Origin of the sequence: Actinosynnema mirum DSM 43827 (assembly GCF_000023245.1) — a bacterium.
Taxonomy (GTDB): Bacteria; Actinomycetota; Actinomycetes; order Mycobacteriales; family Pseudonocardiaceae; genus Actinosynnema; species Actinosynnema mirum.
Genome location: NC_013093.1, coordinates 3,375,602 through 3,393,728, shown reverse-complemented (window position 1 = coordinate 3,393,728; position 18,127 = coordinate 3,375,602). Strand labels below are relative to the sequence as shown.

At 76.3% G+C, this 18,127-nt stretch carries 14 protein-coding genes; 4 read left to right on the top strand and 10 right to left on the bottom strand.

Annotation, left to right across the window (positions count from 1 at the left end; all coding sequences use genetic code 11):
• Positions 1-3: 3 nt before the first annotated feature.
• Positions 4-213, bottom strand: a complete 210-nt coding sequence (locus AMIR_RS14690; protein WP_015801747.1) for a hypothetical protein — start codon at positions 211-213, stop codon at positions 4-6.
• A gap of 215 nt (positions 214-428) precedes the next feature.
• On the opposite strand from AMIR_RS14690, the gene AMIR_RS14685 reads away from it, so the two are divergent.
• Entirely contained in the window at positions 429-3,602 is a 3,174-nt protein-coding gene (locus AMIR_RS14685; protein ID WP_245554614.1) for an AfsR/SARP family transcriptional regulator, read from the top strand.
• A 19-nt stretch (positions 3,603-3,621) separates the two neighbouring features.
• On the opposite strand, the gene AMIR_RS14680 is transcribed toward AMIR_RS14685, so the two are convergent.
• Positions 3,622-4,080, bottom strand: a complete 459-nt coding sequence (locus AMIR_RS14680; protein WP_015801745.1) for a hypothetical protein — start codon at positions 4,078-4,080, stop codon at positions 3,622-3,624.
• A 146-nt stretch (positions 4,081-4,226) separates the two neighbouring features.
• Here AMIR_RS14680 and AMIR_RS14675 point away from each other — a divergent pair, with 146 nt between their 5' ends.
• A complete protein-coding gene (locus AMIR_RS14675) occupies positions 4,227-5,087 on the top strand; it encodes a DUF4394 domain-containing protein (protein ID WP_015801744.1) in 861 nt (286 codons plus the stop codon).
• 40 nt (positions 5,088-5,127) lie between these two features.
• On the opposite strand, the gene AMIR_RS14670 is transcribed toward AMIR_RS14675, so the two are convergent.
• From AMIR_RS14670 to AMIR_RS14655, 4 genes are all read right to left on the bottom strand, one after another.
• Complete coding sequence (locus tag AMIR_RS14670; RefSeq protein WP_015801743.1) at positions 5,128-7,197, bottom strand: ATP-binding protein; 2,070 nt, start codon at positions 7,195-7,197, stop codon at positions 5,128-5,130.
• Positions 7,198-7,270: 73 nt separating this feature from the next.
• The gene (locus AMIR_RS14665) at positions 7,271-7,996 is read right to left on the bottom strand and encodes a Pvc16 family protein (protein ID WP_015801742.1); all 726 of its coding nucleotides are present in this window, start codon (positions 7,994-7,996) and stop codon (positions 7,271-7,273) included.
• A 52-nt stretch (positions 7,997-8,048) separates the two neighbouring features.
• The gene (locus AMIR_RS14660; RefSeq protein WP_015801741.1) at positions 8,049-11,138 is read right to left on the bottom strand and encodes a DUF11 domain-containing protein; all 3,090 of its coding nucleotides are present in this window, start codon (positions 11,136-11,138) and stop codon (positions 8,049-8,051) included.
• 129 nt (positions 11,139-11,267) lie between these two features.
• The gene (locus tag AMIR_RS14655) at positions 11,268-11,894 is read right to left on the bottom strand and encodes a helix-turn-helix transcriptional regulator (RefSeq protein ID WP_015801740.1); all 627 of its coding nucleotides are present in this window, start codon (positions 11,892-11,894) and stop codon (positions 11,268-11,270) included.
• Between the two features lie 149 nt (positions 11,895-12,043).
• Between AMIR_RS14655 and AMIR_RS14650 the strand changes: the two genes are divergently transcribed.
• Positions 12,044-13,387 carry a COG1470 family protein gene (locus AMIR_RS14650; protein ID WP_015801739.1) on the top strand — a complete coding sequence of 448 codons (1,344 nt, stop codon included), beginning with the start codon at positions 12,044-12,046 and terminating at the stop codon, positions 13,385-13,387.
• A gap of 51 nt (positions 13,388-13,438) precedes the next feature.
• Here AMIR_RS14650 and AMIR_RS37105 read toward each other — a convergent pair whose 3' ends face one another.
• From AMIR_RS37105 to AMIR_RS14635, 3 genes are all read right to left on the bottom strand, one after another.
• Complete coding sequence (locus AMIR_RS37105; protein WP_084798886.1) at positions 13,439-13,936, bottom strand: phosphotransferase; 498 nt, start codon at positions 13,934-13,936, stop codon at positions 13,439-13,441.
• A gap of 286 nt (positions 13,937-14,222) precedes the next feature.
• On the bottom strand, positions 14,223-14,480 hold the full coding sequence (locus tag AMIR_RS14640) for a hypothetical protein (protein ID WP_015801737.1): 258 nt from the start codon (positions 14,478-14,480) through the stop codon (positions 14,223-14,225).
• Positions 14,477-14,818: a hypothetical protein gene (locus tag AMIR_RS14635; RefSeq protein WP_015801736.1), complete on the bottom strand. Its 342-nt coding sequence runs from the start codon at positions 14,816-14,818 to the stop codon at positions 14,477-14,479. The genes AMIR_RS14640 and AMIR_RS14635 overlap by 4 nt, the downstream gene beginning before the upstream one ends.
• A gap of 220 nt (positions 14,819-15,038) precedes the next feature.
• Here AMIR_RS14635 and AMIR_RS14630 point away from each other — a divergent pair, with 220 nt between their 5' ends.
• Positions 15,039-17,024 carry an ATP-binding protein gene (locus AMIR_RS14630; RefSeq protein WP_049796838.1) on the top strand — a complete coding sequence of 662 codons (1,986 nt, stop codon included), beginning with the start codon at positions 15,039-15,041 and terminating at the stop codon, positions 17,022-17,024.
• Between the two features lie 3 nt (positions 17,025-17,027).
• On the opposite strand, the gene AMIR_RS14625 is transcribed toward AMIR_RS14630, so the two are convergent.
• Positions 17,028-17,945, bottom strand: coding sequence for a lysylphosphatidylglycerol synthase transmembrane domain-containing protein (locus AMIR_RS14625; RefSeq protein ID WP_041836769.1), 918 nt, complete (start codon positions 17,943-17,945; stop codon positions 17,028-17,030).
• Positions 17,946-18,127 lie beyond the last annotated feature (182 nt).

The following is an 18,127-nucleotide window of genomic DNA, read 5'->3' as shown; positions in this document are numbered from 1 at the left end:
CGGTCAGCTCGGCGCGCGCTGCCCGGCCACCTCGCCGCCGAACGCCCCGCGCCCGCCTGCCCCGACCAGCCCCCCGAACCCGCCCCCGGCGATCGCCCGCGCCACCGCCGCGTTCCCCGCCGCCCCCTGCAACCGGACGAGCCCGCCGTCCGCGCCCCGCCGGGCCGCGCCCCGATCCCGCGCGTCCCGCTCGGGTGACCGCTCGTGCTCCACCGCTCCTCCAGTCCCCGCGATCCGCCGGCCGCAGGCGCACGCCCGAGACCGGACCGCCGCCCACCGAGCCTCCCGCACCCGCCACGACGCCCGCGTCTGCCGCGCAGCCGCCCGCGAGCCGGCCGAACGCCCGAGCTGGGCACAGCTGCCCACCCCGCCGCTTTCGCCGGATCGCACCCTTGTGGCGCGCCACCGGACCAATTACGTTCCGCCCGGTGGAACCGGTGCGGCTCCAGGTGCTGGGTTCGTCGCGGGCGTGGCACGGCGGCACGGAGATCGACCTCGGCCCTCCCGGCAGGCGGGCCGTGCTGGGGCTGCTCGCGCTCGCCCGCGGCGAGGCCGTCACCCAGGCCGAGCTGGTCCGGTCGCTGTGGGGCGTGTCTCCCCCGCGCAGCGCGGTGAACGTCGTGCAGACCCACGTCAAGCACCTGCGCAGGCTCCTGGAACCCACGAGGCCGCACCGGACGCCCAGCACCGTGCTGCCCTACTCGGGCGGCGGTTACGCGCTCGCCCCGGACGCCGTCGAGGTGGACCTGGCGCGGTTCCGCCACCTGGTCGCCGAGGCGGGGAGGGCGCGCCGCGCGGGCGAGGTCGGGCGGGTCGCGGAGCTGCTCGGCGAGGCGCTGCGGCTGTGGCAGGGGCCGCCGCTCGCGGACGTGCCGTTCCTCGCCGCGCACCCGTGGGTCGTCGCGCTCGTCGCCAAGCGGGCCGAGGTCGCCGCGGCCCACGGCGACGCGATGATCAGCACCGGCGCGGCGGCCGACGTGCTGCCCGACCTGGTGCTCGCCGCCGGGCGCCACCCGCTGGACGAGGCCGCGCAGGCGCGCCTGATCCGCGCCCACCACGCCGTCGGCCAGCGGGCTCGGGCGTTCCGGGTCTACCACGAGACGCGCGACCGGCTCGCCGACGAGCTGGGCGTCGACCCCGGCCCCGAGCTGCGCGAGGCGCACACGGCGCTGCTGCGCGAGGGCGGCGCGGGTTCGGCGGCGGCGCTGCGGGTGCCCAGGCAGCTGCCCGTCGACCCGGTCGGCTTCACCGGCCGCGCCGCCGAACTGGCCGTGCTGGACGGGATCGCGCGGCCGGGGGCGATCGCCGCCGTGTCCGGCGCGGCGGGCGTGGGCAAGACGGCGCTGGCCGTGCACTGGGCGCACCGCGCCCGCGACCGCTTCCCGCACGGCCAGCTGTACGCGGACCTGCGCGGGCACACCCCCGGCCCCGCCGCCGAGCCGATCGAGGTGCTGGCGCAGTTCCTGTCGGCGCTGGGCGTTCCGCCGCAGCGCGTCCCGGTCGACCTGGGGACCGCCTCCGCCATGTACCGGACGCTGCTGACCGACCGGAAGATGCTGGTGCTGCTGGACAACGGCGCCGGTCCCGAGCAGGTCCGGCCGCTGCTGCCCGCCGGGCGCGACTGCCTGGTGCTGGTCACCGGACGGGAGCGGATGACCGGGCTGGTGGCCACGCACGGCGCGCGCGGCCTGGCGCTGGACGTGCTGGGCGCGGGCGAGGCGCTGGCGCTGCTGGAGTCCGTGCTGGGCCCCGATCCCACCGATCCCACCGACCGCGCCGCCACCGACCGCGACCCCGCCGACCTGGACCCCGCCGACCTGGACCGGGACGGGCTGCCCGCGCTGGCGCGGCTATGCGCGGGCCTGCCGCTGGCGCTGCGGATCGCCGCGGCCAACATCGCCGACGGCGCGGACCGGGACGTGGCCGGGCACGTCGCCCGGCTGCGGGAGGGCAACCCCCTGGCCGCGCTGTCGGTGCGGGGCGACGAGCAGGCCGCGGTGCGCACCGCGTTCGACCTGTCGCTGGCGGCGCTGCCCACCGAGGCCCGAGGGCTGTTCCGGCTGCTGGGCCTGCTGCCCGGCGCGGACTTCGGCACCGAGTCGGTCGCCGCGCTCGCGGGCGTCCCGGTCGACCGGGCGGCGGCGCTGCTCGACCGGCTGGCGGACGCGAGCCTGGTCGAGCGGCACTCCCAGGGCCGCCACCGCTTCCACGACCTGCTGCGCCACTTCGCCGCCGAACTCGCCGAAGGACAGCAGCGGGACGCCGACGACCTCGACGCGGCGCGGGCCAGGCTGCACGACTGGTTCCTGCGCGCGGTCGACCGCGCCGCCCGGCTGCTGTACCCGCACATGCTGCGGCTGCCCGTGCCGGTCGACCCCGCCGCGCCCCCGGCGGGCCCGGCCGACCTGTCCTCGGCGACCGGCTGGCTGGACGCCGAGCGCGGCACCCTCGTCGCGCTCGCGCGCGAGACCGCCCGGTCGGGCCCGCGCCCGGTGGCGTGGCTGCTGTCGGACTCGCTGCGCGGCTACTTCTGGATGTCGATGCGCCGCGTCGACTGGCTGGCGACGGCCGAGGCGGGGCTGGCCGCCGCCGAGGCGGAGGGCGGGTGGCGGGCCCGCGCCTCGGCCAGGCTCAGCATGGCCGACCTGCACTTCCGCCAGGGCCGCTACCGCCAGGCGGTCCGGCACCACGCGCACGCGCTGCTGCTGGCCAGGAACGCGGGCTGGGTGGAGGCGCAGGCCGCGGTGCTCGGCAACCTCGGGTGCGTGTACTGGCAGTCGGGCAGGCTCGCCCCCGCGGCGGCCAGGTTCGAGCGGGCGCTGCTGCTGAGCACGGCCATCGGCCAGACCTCGGGCGAGGCGGTGGCGCTGGGCAACCTGGGCCTGGTGCACTGGGAGATGGGCGCGCTGGAGCGGGCGGCCGAGCACTACGGGCGGGCGCTGGAGCGGTACCGGGCGGTCGGGTCGCGCTACGGCGAGGCGATCAACCTGTGCAACCTCGGCGAGGTCACGCGCGCGCTCGGCAGGCCGGAGGAGGCCGAGGGGGTGCTGCGGCGCGCGCTGGCGCTGCACCGGGAGACCGGGGACCGCAGCGGCGAGGCCGAGTCGCGCAGCAGGCTCGCCGGGGCGCTGTCCGACCTGGGGCGCGCCGCCGAGGCCGCCGAGCACGCCCGTGAGGGGCTGGTGCTGGCGCAGGAGGCCGGTGACCCGCGCACCGAGGCCGAGTCGCTGGCCGCGCTCGCCGCGCTGCACCACCGGCGCGGGCGCCCGCGCGAGGCGGCCGACCACTACCGGCAGGCGCTGGTGCTGATCGGGGAGAGCGGCGACCGGTACCCGGAGGTCGACGTGCTCGTCGGGCTGGCCTCGGCGACCGGGGACGCGGCCCCGGCGAGCAGGGCGCTCGCGCTCGCCGAGGAGTGCGGGTTCCACGCGCTGCGCGGGCTGGCGCTGTCGGTGCTCGCGCACCTGGCCCTTGCCTCGGGCGAGCGCGGCAGCGCGCTGCGGCACGCCGAGCGGGCGCTGGCCGTGCAGCGCGGGACCGGGGACCGCAGGGGCGTGGCCCGCGCGCTCGCCGTGGTGCGACGGGCGCGCTCGCCGGTGTGAGCCGCTGACGCTCCGGGTGCTACTGCCGCTCCGCGCCGGAGCGCTCCCGGTAACCGCCGTCCGGTCGGAACGTGACGCTGGCCCACGGGTTGACGCCGTAGGTCCCGCCGTCGACCGCGCACGTGTAGGCGCTCATGTCGAACGCCGTCCAGTGACCGTCGCCCACGACGATCGACTCCTCCTGCCGCCCCGCCCACGTGCAGGCGGCGGAGTGCTCCCGGTGCGTGATCCGCTGCTCGGCCGAGGTGATCGCGGTGCCGTCCGAGCACCAGGCGAGCACGTAGGTGTAGGTCCACAGGCCGGGTTCGGACACCTCGATCGGCGCGGTGGCGTACGACGTCCCGCACGGCGCGGAACCCCTGGCCTGCGCGGGATTCCCGGCCTGCGGGGAATCCCCGGCCTGCGCGGGCGGCGCGGGCGCGAGCGCCAGCGCGCACCCCGCGAGCAGCCCGGCCAGCGCGCCCCTGGTGGTCGTCATCGCTCCCCCTCCTCCGGCGTGGTTCCACTGTGCGACCCGTCCGCCCCGCGGGCAAGCGGCCATCGCGCCCAGCGCGGGCGACGTCCAGCCGACGTCCAGTGCGCCGCACTAGCTTCTGCCGCGATCGATCCGAGAGGGGAGCAGCCATGAACGGACGGATCACCAGGAGGATCGCCGCGGCGGCGGTGGGCGTCGTGGTCGCGGCGGGCGCGGTCGCGGCGGGACCGCAGGCGAGCGGGGCCGCGACGCCGAGCCTGCGGGCCTACGCGATCTCGGCCGACGGCACGCTGATGGCCACGTTCACCACCGACAAGCCGGGGGTGTTCAACTGGTTCAGGGCGATCCAGGGGCTGGTCGGCGACACGAGCGCGATCGGCCTCGACTACCGGGTGCAGGACGGGCTGATGTACCTGGTGGGCAACAAGGGCGGCATCTACAGCGTGAAGACCCCGCCCGCCGTCGACGACGTCCTCGTCACCAAGGTCTCGCAGCTGACGATCCCGCTGTACGGCGCGAACTTCGGCGTCGACTTCAACCCGGCCGCCGACCGGTTGCGGGTCATCAGCGACAACGGCCAGAACCTGCGCCACAACCTCCACGACCACACCACGACCGAGGACGCGGTGCTGACCCTCCCGCCCGACCAGGGAACGGCGCGGGGCGTGACGGCGGCGGCCTACACGAACAACGACCTCAACCCGGACACGGCGACGACCCTGTTCGACATCAGCCCGGCGCTGGACCAGGTGCTGGTCCAGTCACCGGCCAACAACGGGACGCTGGCGGCGACCGGGAAGCTGACCGTGGACGCGGGCGCGAACGCCGGATTCGACATCCACAGCGTGCTCTCGGGCGGGAAGGCGGTGTCGCTGCTGGGATTCGCGACGCTGACCACGTCCACCGGGACCGGCCTGTACAGCGTCAACCTGCTGAACGGCGAGGTGTCGCTGGTCGGGAACTTCCCGCTGGCGTTCACCGACCTCGCGCTGACCCTGACGGGCAGCTGACCCGCGAGGGGACCCGGCGGGCGCGCTCGCCGGGTCCCGCTCACCCCTGCTGCCCGGCCCAGTGCCCGAACTCGCTGTCCAGCACGAGCCTGCCGAGCTTGCCGTACTCGCGGCGCACCGCCGTGACCAGGTCGGCCATCCGCAGCGGCCGGTCGGCCTCGGCCGCCAGGTAGGCGGCCGTCACCGCGCACGCCCGGATCGAACCGCCCGCCAGCTCGAACCGCTCGGCGCAGAACCCCAGGTCCACGTCCGGGTCGCGGGGCAGCACGCGGCCGAGGCAGCGGTCCCACAGCAGCAGCCGGTGCGCGGCGTCCGGCTCGGGGAAGTCCGCGATCACGTCGATCCGCCGGGTGAACGCCTCGTCCACGTTGGACTTCAGGTTCGTGGTCAGCACCGCGATCCCGTCGAAGGACTCCATGCGCTGCAGCAGGTACGCCGACTCCATGTTCGCGTGCCGGTCGTTCGAGCTGCGCACCTCGGAGCGCTTGCCGAACACCGCGTCCGCCTCGTCGAACAGCAGCACGCCGTGCACCCCGGCGGCCTCGGTGAAGATCCGCTCCAGGTTCTTCTCGGTCTCGCCGACGTACTTGTCCACCACGGTCGACAGGTCCACCACGTACAGGTCGACGCCGAGCGCGGCGGCGACCACCTCGGCGGACATGGTCTTGCCGGTGCCGGAGCCGCCCGCGAACAGCGCGACCACGCCACGCCCGCGCCCGCCTCCGGGCCGCATCCCCCACTGGCCGAGCACCCGGTCGCGGTGCCGGGCGCGCACGACCAGCTCGGTGAGCTGCCGCCGGGTCGGCTCGGGCAGCACGAGGTCGTCCCAGCCGACGGCGGGCACGACCCTGCGGGCCAGCCGGTCGAGCCCGGCGGCGTTGCGGGCGCGCACCCCGGCGCCCAGGTGCTCCTGCCGCACCGGGCCGCCGTCGAGCGCGGCGAGCCCGGTGGCGACGGCGACGGCGTGCCCGACCTCGTCGTCGCCGAGCCGGTAGGCGGCGAGCGCGGCCAGGTCCAGCCCGTCGACGGAGCCACCGCCGAGCGCGCGCTCCCAGCGGCGGGCCCGCTGGTCCGGGTCGGACCTGGGCGCCTGCACCGGAACCGCGGGCCGGGGCGTCCAACGCGGGTCCCAGTGGGCGGCGCCGTGCAGCAGCAGCGGGACGCCCTCGGCGAGCGCGGCCAGCTCGCGCAGCAGCCCGGCGCGCTCGCGCGGCAGGTCGTCGAGCGGCCCGAGGACGACGCCCGCGCCGCGCAGCCGGGCCTCCCGCACCACGGCGGGCAGCGACGTGGCGGTGAGCGCGGCCGGGTCGACCACGACCGCGCCGGGCAGCGCCTCCACGGCGGTGCGCGCGGCCTCGCCGCCGCTGTCGCGCAGGTGGACCAGGTGGACGCCGCCGCGCACCGCGCGGGCCAGCCGGACGGCCGGCTCCCCGGTGGGCGGCGCGGGCGGTTCGAGGCGGGCGACGCCGGTGAGCGCGTGGTCCGGGCTGTCGTCGCCGAGCAGGTGCGCCACGACCCGGTCGGGCACCCGCAGCACCCTGGACAGCGCGGGCGCGTCGTCCTGCTGCACCTCCACCAGGCCGCGCGCGACCAGCGGCGCGGACGGCGCGAGCCGGAACCGGCCGGGCCCGGCGGGCGGCAGGCCGCACAGCTCCAGCGCGAGGCCGGTGGTGGCGCGGCGGCGGGTGATGTCGTCGTTGAGGTAGCCGTAGAGGCGTTCGAGCCTGGTGTCGACGTCGGGGGCGAGCGCGACCAGCAGCAGCTCCACGTCCAGCGGGTCCAGCCCGAACTCCCGCGCCAGCACGAGCAGGCGCGGTCCCGGCGCGGGCGCGAGCGCGGCCAGCGCGTCCAGGTCGACGTCGTCCTCGGGCGGGAACAGGCGCGGGACGCGCGGGGCGTCCAGCACCCGCTGCACGGCCTCGGGCGTGAAGTACAGGCCCCGGTACGGGTCGTCGGGCGCCGGGTCGGTGGCGCGCCGGGCCTCCACGGCCAGCCGCACCCGCCACTCGACGGCCCCCAGACGCGCCCACAGGTACACCAGGTCGGCGTCCTGCTCCTCGCTCCCGGCCACCTCGCCCACCACGCCGAGCAGCCCCTCGTCGGTGGTCACCGGCTCTCCCCCCGCTCCTGGCACGGCCGTCCCGGCGGGCGCCGGGGGCCGGGCGGGCGCGGGCTCCCCGCGGTCACCTGATCGCCCCGCCCCTGCGCTTGCGCGCCGTCCCGGCAGGCCGCTCGGGCGTGGGCACGGGGCGCTCCCTGGTGGCCGCGAACCCCTCGCCCTCCGCGCTCGACGGCCCCTCGTAGCGCAGCCTGCGCGCGGTGCCGTCGCCGGTGAAGCCCGGCTCGTCCAGGCCGCGCAGCACGATGCCCTCGGTGACCGGCGGCCCGGCCGGGGTCCACTCGCCGCGCATCGGCGCGGTCACCTTCACGTCGATCGACGGCTTGAGCTCGCCGCCCAGCGCCGACCACACGTCGGCCGCCGCCGCGCCCTCGGACAGCGCGCCGCCGGTGATCAGCGGCACCTTCGCGCCCAGCTCGGCCAGCGACCCGGTGAGCCAGCGCCGCTCCACGCTCTGCACCCGCACCAGGCACGCCAGCACCTCGGACAGCAGCCGGTGCTCGTCGGTGGCCCGGTTGGTCCAGGCCGTCACCAGGTAGGACAGCCGGAACCACCGGGTGGGCCCGCGCCAGCCGAGCAGGTCGCCGGACTCGTCGTGCACCTCGGCCGCCCCGGCGCTGCGCCGCCCGACGTCCTCGCGGATGTCGTAGAGGAACACGTTCACCATCGGCCCGTTGCGCCGCGCCGTCCACTCCTTGCTGGGCGCCTCGAACGCCAGCTCGCCGCCACCGCCGGGGACCCCGCTGTCCGACAGCAGCCTGCGGATCGCCTCGTCCACCTCGTGGATCACGACACCCTCCCCGCACCTCGTCCGTCCACTGAGGACGAAACCACGTCCCCGCTCACCGCCGGTTCACCATGTCCGGCGGCCCGATCGTGCCCGGCACCACCAGGAACGGCGTGGTAGCAGGCCGGAACCCGTCGCCGGAGGCGGTGATCACGCGCGGGCCGGTCTGGTCCTTGGGCAGGATCAGCAGCTGCGCGATGAAGCTCCCGTCCGGCCGGGGCAGGGTCGGCGCGGCCGTCGCCGTGATGCCCGGCTTCCAGGTCAGCCGCACCGGCACGCCGGGCGGGAAGTCCAGCCCCCGCACCGAGGTGACGAAGCCCGGCTCGCCGATCGGCGGCACCGCCACGATCCTGGGCAGCAGCACCCGGAGCTGCGCGGTGGCCGCGTTGTCGGCCGCGTTGTCGTCGCTGCCGGTGGTGCGCACCACACCGCGCGCGGTCCCCTGGCCCGGCGCCACCGGCGCGAGCACCACGGTGAGCGCCTGCGTCCCGCCCGGCGGCAGGTCGCGCAGCGCGCAGGCCGTCGCCGAGCAGCCGGGGGGCAGCGCCGCGACCGGGATTCCCCGCGGCAGGGCCAGCTCCAGCCGCAGCCCGGTGGCGTTCGCGCCGCCGCCGTTGCGCACGGTGTAGACCACGCTGGCCCGGCCGCCGACGTAGGACGGGTTCGGCCGCACCGCGACCGCGAGCGCCGGACCGGCCTGCGGCGGCGCGGGGGGCGGCGGTGGCGGAGGGGGCGGCGGGCTGCTGGGCGGCGTGGTCGTGGCCGGCGGGACGGTCGTGGTCGGCGGCGCGGTGGTGCTGGTCTGCGCGTCCACCACCGGCACGACGGTGCGCGCGCTGTTGTCGGCCACCTCGGGGTCGACCACCCCGCCCGCGACGCCCCAGGCGATCTCGCGCCGCCCGGCCGTGACCCCGGTGACCACGACGACGACCGTGACCTCCTGGTCCGGTTGCAGGACCCCGAGCTGGCAGGCGAGCTCGGCCACGTCGCACGTGCCCTGCGGCGTGCGCAGCTCGTCCACCCGCACCCCCTCGGGCGGCACGACGGTCAGCGTGGTCGTGGACGAGACGCCGGGCCCGTTGTTGGCCACCACCACCGGGATCTCGACGCCGCGCCCGGTGGTCACCTCGGGCGTGCTGGACGGCGCCCGCACCGCCAGGTCCACGGTGATCCGCCAGCTGGGCTCCTTCTGCCTGCCGGGGAGCGCGTAGTTGACCCGGCTCTCGCTGAGCCCGCCGTCGACGAAGTCCACCAGCGCCAACGTCTCGGGCTGCTCGCTCGCGGCCCCGCGCCGGGTGGAGACCACCAGCCGCCCGCCCTCCGGGGAGAACGCGGCGTCGCGCGGCTGGAACGGACCGGACCCGTTCACCACGGGCGCCCCGCACTGGGTGCTGCCCTGCGGGACGAGCACCCGGCAGGTCTCCCGGTCGAGGTCGAACGAGATGAGCGCGTCCTGCTCGCGGTTGAACACCAGGTCGCCGCTGTCGGGGCTGAACACCGAGCTGTCGTCGGTCACCTCGCACGGCGAGGCGGCCCCGCACACGATCTCGCTGATGTCGCGCTGGTTGCCCAGGGTGGCCGCGTCGGCGGTCCAGATGTGGTTGTCGCGCACCTCGGTGCCGGTCTCGTCGTCGAACACCACGCCCCTGGTGAACGACAGGGTGCGCCCGTCCGGCGACCACGCGGGCTGGGTGTCCTCCTGGTCCTCGGCGCCGGGCGGGGCGACGAGCTCGCGCAGGACCTGGCCGGTGGAGGCGTCCACGACCGCGATCCGGCTCGGCCCGTTGTCAGGCCGGATGCCGCCGGGCGAGCGGCGGGTGATGGCGATCTGCTCGCCGTTCGGCGACCAGGCCGGGTCGAACTCCCAGTCGGTGGGCAGCCGGTCGGAGACGTTCAGCCGCACCGGGTCCGAGCCGTCCGCGTTCGCGGTCCAGATCCGCTGCAGGCGCGAGCCGAGCGGTCCCTCGAAGGCGGTGTAGACGATCTTGCGGCCGTCCGGGGAGTAGGTCTGCCGCAGCGTCCACGGGTCGTAGCCGCCGGTCGGCTTGAACAGCAGCCTGGAGTCGGACGCGATGTCCGGGTGCTCCAGCGCGAGCGCGATCCCGAGGTCCCTGGGATCGGTCCCGTCCGGCTGGATGTCCTGCAACCGCACCTCGTTGCGCACCGACGCGGTGGTGCGGGCGATCAGCAGCGTCCCGGTGAGCGGGTCGCCGATCCAGGCGGGCGCGCTGACCTGCCGGTCCTCCCTGAGCAGCAGCTGCGGCGCGGCCCCGACCGGCTCACCGCCGTCGCCCGCGACCCGGTACACGCCCTCCCTGGGGTCCTCCTCCAGGCAACCGCAGCTGATGAACAGCAGCCCCTGCCCGTCCGGCATCCACACCGGCCACCGGCCGTTCCACCCGGCCTGGTTCTCGGCGAAGAAGTCCCGGCTGGCCCCGTCCTCCAGCACGCGCAGCCGGGCGCGCCCCGCGCCGACCTTGTAGACGATCCGGTCCTCGGTCGGGTGCCACACCGGTTCGCCCGCGCCACCACCGGGTTCGTCGGTGAGCTGCGTGGAGGGGCCGCCCGCGAGGGGCCTGCTGCGGATCTGCCCGCCCGCGCTGAACGCGACGCGCAGCCCGTCCGGGGAGATCGTGGGCCACTCCTCGGGGTCGGCGCCCTCGGGGGTGATGCGGCGCAGGTTCGTCCCGTCGACGTCGACCGCCCACAGCTCGCCGCTCCCGTCGCCCCGGACCTGCTGGAACACCACGGTGCCCAGGTCGGGGGTGAGCTGCGGGTGGCAGGCGTACATGCCCTCGGTCAGCTGCACGACGGACCCGTCCCGCTGGCGCAGGAACACCTGCGGCAGCTTCTCCGCCCTCATGCTGACGAACACCACGAGCCCGCCGCGCGCCGACACCTCGTCGTCGAAGTGCGCTGGCCGGTCGGGGAGCAGCGGAGGGCTGGGGGCGTTGGTCGGGTAACCGTTCTGCGGCGCGGGGAACTGGCCGATGCCCCGGTGCTCGGTGCCCGCGTACGCGATCCGCTGCGGCGGTGGCGGGTCGTCCTGCTGGGCGGGCGCCACGCCGCTGTGCAGCACCACCACGACGCCGCCGAGCAGCACAGCCACGACCGCCACCACGACGGCCCTGAACCTGGTGAACACCGCGCACCTCCTCGCGTCGGTCCCGATCCTGGCCGCGCGCCCCGCCGGGGAGGGAGGTCCCGGCGGGCAGCGCGGGGGAACGGCTGGTGGTCTGTTCGGGCAACCCGGCCGCGCGGCCGGGGCCGGGGCTCAGATCAGCCCGTGGCGCATCACGTACCCGACCGCGTGCGCGCGGTTGCGCAGGTTCAGCCGGGTGGTGACCTCGTGCAGCACGTTCTTGACCGTCCGCTCGGAGAACGACATCTTCACCGCGATCTCGGCGGTGCCGAACCCCTCGGACACCAGCCGCAGCATGTCGGCCTCGCGCGGGGTGAGGGTGGACAGGCTGGGCGCGTTCGGGTCGAGCACGCTGCGCCGCAACCGGCTGACGTGGTCGAGCAGCTTGCCGAGCAGGTCGCCGGGCAGCACCGCCTCGCCCTTCGCCAGCGCCGACACCGCCGCCACCAGCCGGTCCTGGTCGGCGTCGCCCCGGCGCACCACGGCCACCACGCCGCAGTCGACGACGACCTGCAGCGCGTCCTGGTCGAAGCGGCTCACCACCACGCCGGTGCGCACGGTCGTGGCGCGCTGGAGCCTGCGCAGCAGCCGCGCGGACGGCTCGTCCACCTCGTCCACGACCACGAGCGCGACGCGCGCGCGGTGCTCCTCGCCGGGCGGCAGGACCTCCACCTCGGGGCGCGGCTTGAGCTGGTGCGTCACGCCGGTGCGCAGCACCTGGTCCGCCGCGTACACGGCGACCGGAATCCTCGTCGTCATCCCGACTCCCCTCGCTGGTGGTGCGTCCCATCGTGGGCCCGGCGGCAGGAGGTCGGGCAGGGGCTCGGGTGCGCGAGTGCACGGGTTTGCCCGCACAGTGCCCTTTTCTCCCTCCCGGACGGCGGCGCGGGCCGCCTAGCGTCCCCCGCGTGACCGCAACGACCGAATTCGGTCTCCCCACCGTGGTGGTGACGCCCGGCCAGGAGACCAGCACGACGATGACGGTGCGCAACGACAGCGACGTGGTCGAGGCGTACGAGTTCGAGGTGGTGGGTGAGTGCGCGCCGTGGACCAGCGTCGAGCCCGCGCGGCTGTCGCTGTACCCCGGCACGTCCGGCCAGGTCGCGGTGCTGCTGCGCCCGCCGAGGGCGTCCACCCCGAGGGCCGGGGAGATCCCGCTCGGCGTCCGCGTGCTCCCGTCGGAGCGCCCGGACGCCGTCGCGGTGTCGGAGACGACCGTGGTGGTGGAGCCGTTCGGGCAGCAGCGTGCCGAGCTGGTCCCGCAGCGGCGGCGGGCGTGGCGCAGCGCGCGGTACCACGTGCGCCTGCACAACGAGGGCAACACGGCGGTGTCGGTGGCGCTGTCCGCGCCGGCGTCGGACGACCGGCTGACCTACGAGCTGCCGCAGCGCCCGGTGGAGGTCCCGCCGGGCGAGTCGACCGAGATCGACTTCCGGGTGCGGGTCGGGAAGGTCCTGTGGTTGGGCAAGTCGGTGGAGTGGCCGCTGAACCCGGTGGTGACCGCCACGGGCCCGGCGGCGAGCGGCGCGCCGGGCGCCACGCTGGTGGACGGCGGGGCGGTGCTGGAGCACCCGCTGGACGGGGAGCTGGTGCAGCTGCCGGTGTTCTCCCGGTGGCTCCTGGCGCTGCTGGCGGCGCTGCTGGCGCTGGTGCTGGCGTGGTTGCTGCTGGTGCGGCCGGCGATCCGGTCGGCGGCGCGCGAGGCGGCGGACGACCGGGCCGAGGAGATCGTCGAGGCGGGCGGGGTGAACCCGGACAGCCCCGGCGGCGAGCAGGGGCAGGGGCAGGGGAACGGCAACGGCGACGGCTCGGGCCAGCAGCCCGGAACCGGTGACGGCGGCGGCCAGCAGCCGGGTCAGCCCGGTCAGCCGGGCACCGGCCCGGGTGGTGGCCAGCAGAACTCGGGCACGATCGAGGTGGGCACGGCGGGCGGCCAGCAGGGCTCGGGCACGTACACGGTCCCGGACGGCAAGCTGTTCCGGATCACCGATTTGGTGGTGAGCAACCACCAGGGCGACGAGGGCGTGCTGACGATCTCGTTCGGCGAGCAGCGGGTGCTCACGCTGGCCCTGGAGACGTTCCGCAACCAGGACTTCCACTGGGTCGCCCCGATCGAGGTCCAGGAGAACGCCATCGTGTCGGCGCAGGTGCAGTGCTCGCGACCGGGCACGCCGGCGACGGGACAGCAGGCGCAGCAGTGCTTCCAGACGCTGAACGTCAGCGGCCTGCTGGGCGACCTCCCGGAGCGGTGACCCCGCACTGCCCAGAAGCCCCCGGCCGCGCTCGTGGGCCGGGGGCTTCCGCTATGCCGCAAGCAGAGCCGCGAGCTCGCCCTCCAGCGCGCCTTCGTCGTCGGGCAGCGTCCCGTACCCGCCCCAGAACCCCTCGCGCCCAGGTTTGCGCCGAGCCGTCCACACCGCCCAGTCGGCGAGCGGGTCGCCCCACTCCGCGCGGTCGAGGTCGAGCACCCCGGTGACCAGGGGCCGGGGCGCGCCGTCGGCCAGGAGAACGTCGGGTGTCCACAGGTCCCCGGTGAGCAGCGAGGCGCGGTCGACCCGGTCGAGCAGCTCACCCCGCTCCTCGGCGACCGCCCGAGCTGCTCGTGGTGACCACCCCGTACGGCACGCGGATACCGCCGAATCCCCTCGACCGCCGGAACCCCCGGCAGGAGCGTGAGCACCATCCAGTCCCGCTCGACGACCCGGTGCGACCAGTCCGCGACGAGCACCCCGGGCAGGAACCCGCCCAGCACCGAGGTGAGGTGCGGCAGCACGGCGTGCTCGTTGCGCATCAACCGCCACTCGCTGCGGAACTGCTCCCGCTCACCGGGCGCGACCCGGACCACGACCGGCTCGGGAAACCCTGGCGTGTCCACCACGAGGGTCGAGTTGTACCGACCCCCGCCCAACTCCCGCACCGACCGCACGCCGGCCCCGAAGGCGACCCGAACGATCCGCTCGACCTCCCCCGAGCCAACCCCACCCGCCCTCACGCCCCGGCCCCCACCACGTGCTCGGCGCAGAGCGCGGTCTCCACAAGGTCAGGCCGCCCGGCCAGGTCCACCGCGCGAACACCCACACCAAAAACCTAACCCCCGCACCGCCCGTGCCGCTCCCCGTCGCCCTCGCCCGGCTCCCCGACCGCGAGCAGCGCCACCGGCGCCACCCGGCACCCGCGCCGCCGGTTCCACTCGTCCAGCAGCGCGTTGATCCAGGCCCCCATCAGCCGCGCGGTCTCCGGGTCCCCCCGCCGCAGGTGCTCGACCTGCTCCACCCTGGTCGCCCGCAGCTCCTCCGCGAGGTCCCCCACCTCGGCCCCGCCCCCGACGCCCCCGTCCGCGCTCACCGCGCACCCGCCGCGATCCGGAACGCCCGGATGTACTTGGGCAGCTCCACCAGCGCCCGCTCCCAGGTGTCCGAGGCGATCTGCCCGGCGAACACCGAGTCCACCACCAGCCGCTCGACCTCGGGCGCGATGTCCCCGCCGGGCGCGGCGTGCAGCTTCCGCGACACCTCGGCGCGCCGCAGCTTGGCCCGCACGACCTCCAGGGTCTGCTCCAGCTCCGCGATGACCCGCTCGGCCTGCTCGGGCGGCACCACCAGCCACCCCTTCGTGGCGAGGTGGAGGAACAGGTCGCCCGCGAACCGCTCCCCGGAAGCCCCGGTCTCGCCCTCAGGCCGCATCAGTCCACCTCCGCGCGTCTGCCCAGAGCCCACCACGTCCGCCGACCCCGGCCAAGTGGGTCGGCGGGGTTCTGCCCCTCCGTACCAGGGGTCCTGCCCCCAGCGCCGTTCCCCCGGACGAGTGAACAACCCGCGCTTCCTGAACCGTTCCCCACCACGTCGGCGTGTGCCCCCTGTCTGAGCGGACCGGGAGGATCGCATGTCGGGTCGGGGACTTCGGGTGGAGCTGCTGGGACCGCTGCGCGCCTGGACGGACCCCGGCGAGCGGTCCGAGGTCGCGCTGGGACCGGCCCGCAGGCGCGCGGTGTTCGCCGTGCTGGCGGCCCGCGCGAACCAGGAGGTGACCAGGCAGGACCTGGTGGACGCGGTGTGGGGCGACGAGCCCCCGCCGACAGCGGTGGGCGCGCTGCACACCTACGTCTCCGGCCTGCGCGCGGCGCTGGGCCAGGACCGGGCGGCGCTGGCGTCCGGCCGCGCCTCGTACTCCCTGCGCGTGCCCGACGACGGCGTGGACGCGGCGGGGTTCGAGCGCTCCCGCCTGATCGGGACGCGGCTGCTGGGCGCGGGCGACTGGTCGGGGGCACGCACCGCGCTGACCGGGGCGCTCGCGCTGTGGCGCGGCCCGGCGCTCTCCGGCGTCCCCGGCCCGTTCGCCGAGGTGGAGCGCCGCAGGCTGGCCGAGCTGCGCCTGGGCGCCCTGGAGGCGCACGCCCGCGCCGGTCTGGAGCTGGGCGAGCACACCGAGGTCCTGGCGTCCCTGTCCGCGCTGGTCGCCGAGCACCCCGGTCACGAGTCGCTGCGGGAGCTGGTGATGCTGGCCCTGCTGCGCTCGGGCCGCCGGGCCGAGGCGCTGGAGTCCTACCGGGACGCCCGCCGGGCGCTCGCCGCGCAGGGCGTGGAGCCGGGTCCGGCGCTGCGCGCGCTGCACCAGCGCATCCTGCACGAGGACCCCGGCGCCGCGGCGGTGGCGGAGGTGCTGGCGGCGGGACCGGTGCGCGCGGACCGGATCACCCGCGTGCGGGACCTGGTCGCGGGCCCGGCGGGCTGGGACCGGGCGTTCTCCGAGCAGCACCCGACCGTGGTCCGCGCCCCGGCCGCGCGCCGGACGCCCGATCACCCCACCCCTGCCCGGTCGTCCACCCCCGCGCCGCCCCGCCCGACCGCGCGCCCGCAGCCCGCACGCCCGCGGCCCGCCAGCCACTTCCTGGGCCGCACCGAGGAGCTGGCCCTCCTGCACGAGCTGATCACCGACGTGCGGGCCGGTCGCGGCGGTCTGCTGTGGCTGGAGGGCGACGCGGGCGTCGGCAAGTCCGCCCTGCTCGCCGAGGCGCTGTCGACCGCGCCGGGCTGCCGCGTGGTCCCGGTGTCCGGCGCGCGGGGCCTGTTCGGCGACCTCGCCACCGCCCCGCTGGTCGCGGCGGCCCTCACCGGCTCCACCAGCCCGGAGCCGCTCGTGCTGCTGGTGGACGACCTGCACGCGCTGTCCGAGCCCGACCTGCTGATGTGGCACCGCCTGGCCACCACCGCCCTCGCGCCCCGAGGCGCCCCGCTGCTGCTGCTCGCCGCGTCCCGCCCGCTCGCGACCGGCCGCGTCCTGCCCCGGTTGCGCCGGGCGGTGCGGGTCAGGGGCGGCCACCTGCTGACCCTGCCGCCGCTGCCGACCGCCTACGTCGCGGCGCTGGTCGGCCACGTCGTGGGCGCCCGCCCCGGCGCGTCCCTGCTCGACCTGGCCAGGCGGGCGGGCGGGAACCCCCTGTTCGCCGAGCGGGTGGCGGCCTCGCTGGTGCGGCGCGACGCCGTGCGCGTGGTGGACGGCGTGGCCGAGGTGGACGAGGTCGAGCTGGAGCGGGTGCCCACCTCGCTGCTGTCGGTGGCCGCGGGCGTCCTGGAGCCGCTGTCGGCGGCGGCCCGGGAGGTGCTGCGCTGCGCGGCCGTGCTCGGCCCGCGCTTCCGGGTGGCCGAGCTGGGCGCGGTGACCGGCCGGACGGTGCGCGAGCTGCTGGGCGCGCTGGACGAGGCGGTGGCCGCGTCGGTCGTCGTGGACCCCGGTTCCGGCGAGGAGCTGGCGTTCCGCAACGCCTGCCTGCACCGCGCCCTGCTGGACGGCCTGCCCACGACCGCGCTCAGCGCGCTGCGCCGACGAGCCGCGCGGGCGCTGAGCACCCTGGGCGCGCCGCCGGAGCGGATCGCGGCGGTCAGCGGCTGACCGTCACAGGTGCCCTTCGCGCCGCAGCCAGGAGAAGGCCACCCAGCCGATCGGCACGCGCGCCCAGAACGAGATCAACCGGTGCAGCAGCGCCACCACCAGCGCCATGGACGGGTCGAGGCCCACGGCCGCCAGCTGCGCGGCCAGCACCAGCTCGGCCGCCCCGGCCCCACCGGGCACCGGCACCGCGCCCGCGATCGCCGTGCCCGCCGCCGCCACCAGCAGCAGGTCGCCCAGCGGCACGTCCCCGCCGAACGCGGCCACCGCAGCCGCCAGCGCCGCCGTGGACCCGAGCAGCGCCACCACGTGCCCCGCGAGCACCACCGCGCACCGCCCCGGTGTGCCGAGCCCCTGCCCCATGCCCGCGAGCGCGTCCAGGATCATCACCCGGCTGCGGCGCACCAGCAGCGCCGCCGCCAGGACCACCACGACCGCCACCGCGACCAGCCACCCGATGCCGGGGCTGAGCAGCTCGCTGACCCGCCCGGAGGTCGCCACGAACGGCAGCACGATCATCACCGTGATCAGCACCGAGGTCCCCTGCACCGCGCCGACCGCCCCGACCGCGCCGGGCGTGGGCACCCCGTTGCGCCCGAGGAAGCGGACGTTGGTGGCCATGCCGCCGAGGTTCGCCGGCGTCACCAGGTTCCCGAACGAGGTGGCCAGCTGGGCCACGGTGGTCAGCCCCCACGGCAGCCGCACGGGCGAGGCTGCGCGCAGCGACAGCACGTTGCCCAGCACGGGAAGGGTGGACGCGGCGATCGCGGCCAGCACCCAGGCCGGGTCGGACTTCACGAACACCTTGCGCAGGATGCCGCTGTCCACTTGGTGCGCGAAGACGGCGAGAGCCACCACGACGACCGCCACCGCGGCGAACTTGAGCAAGGTCGTCCGGTGCTCCGCACCGCGAGTGATGATCACGGATCCAGGATGGACGGTCGGAGCTGAGAACGCGTCACACCACGGGTTGATCGGCGTGTACGACTTCCGCAGTACCCCTGACCTGCGACTGTGCGACGGAGGTGTGGTGCGGGACGGCGTGTCGGGGTGTTCGCCCTGAGTGATCAACCTGAGAACCTGCGGTTTTCCCCTTCGGAGAACCG

Bases quoted from the DNA above. Each gene is read 5' to 3' on its own strand.
- AMIR_RS14680 (WP_015801745.1), bottom strand. From the start codon at position 4,080: ATGACGACCACCAGGGGCGCGCTGGCCGGGCTGCTCGCGGGGTGCGCG.
- AMIR_RS14675 (WP_015801744.1), top strand. From the start codon at position 4,227: ATGAACGGACGGATCACCAGGAGGATCGCCGCGGCGGCGGTGGGCGTC.
- AMIR_RS14655 (WP_015801740.1), bottom strand. From the start codon at position 11,894: ATGACGACGAGGATTCCGGTCGCCGTGTACGCGGCGGACCAGGTGCTG.
- AMIR_RS14635 (WP_015801736.1), bottom strand. From the start codon at position 14,818: ATGCGGCCTGAGGGCGAGACCGGGGCTTCCGGGGAGCGGTTCGCGGGC.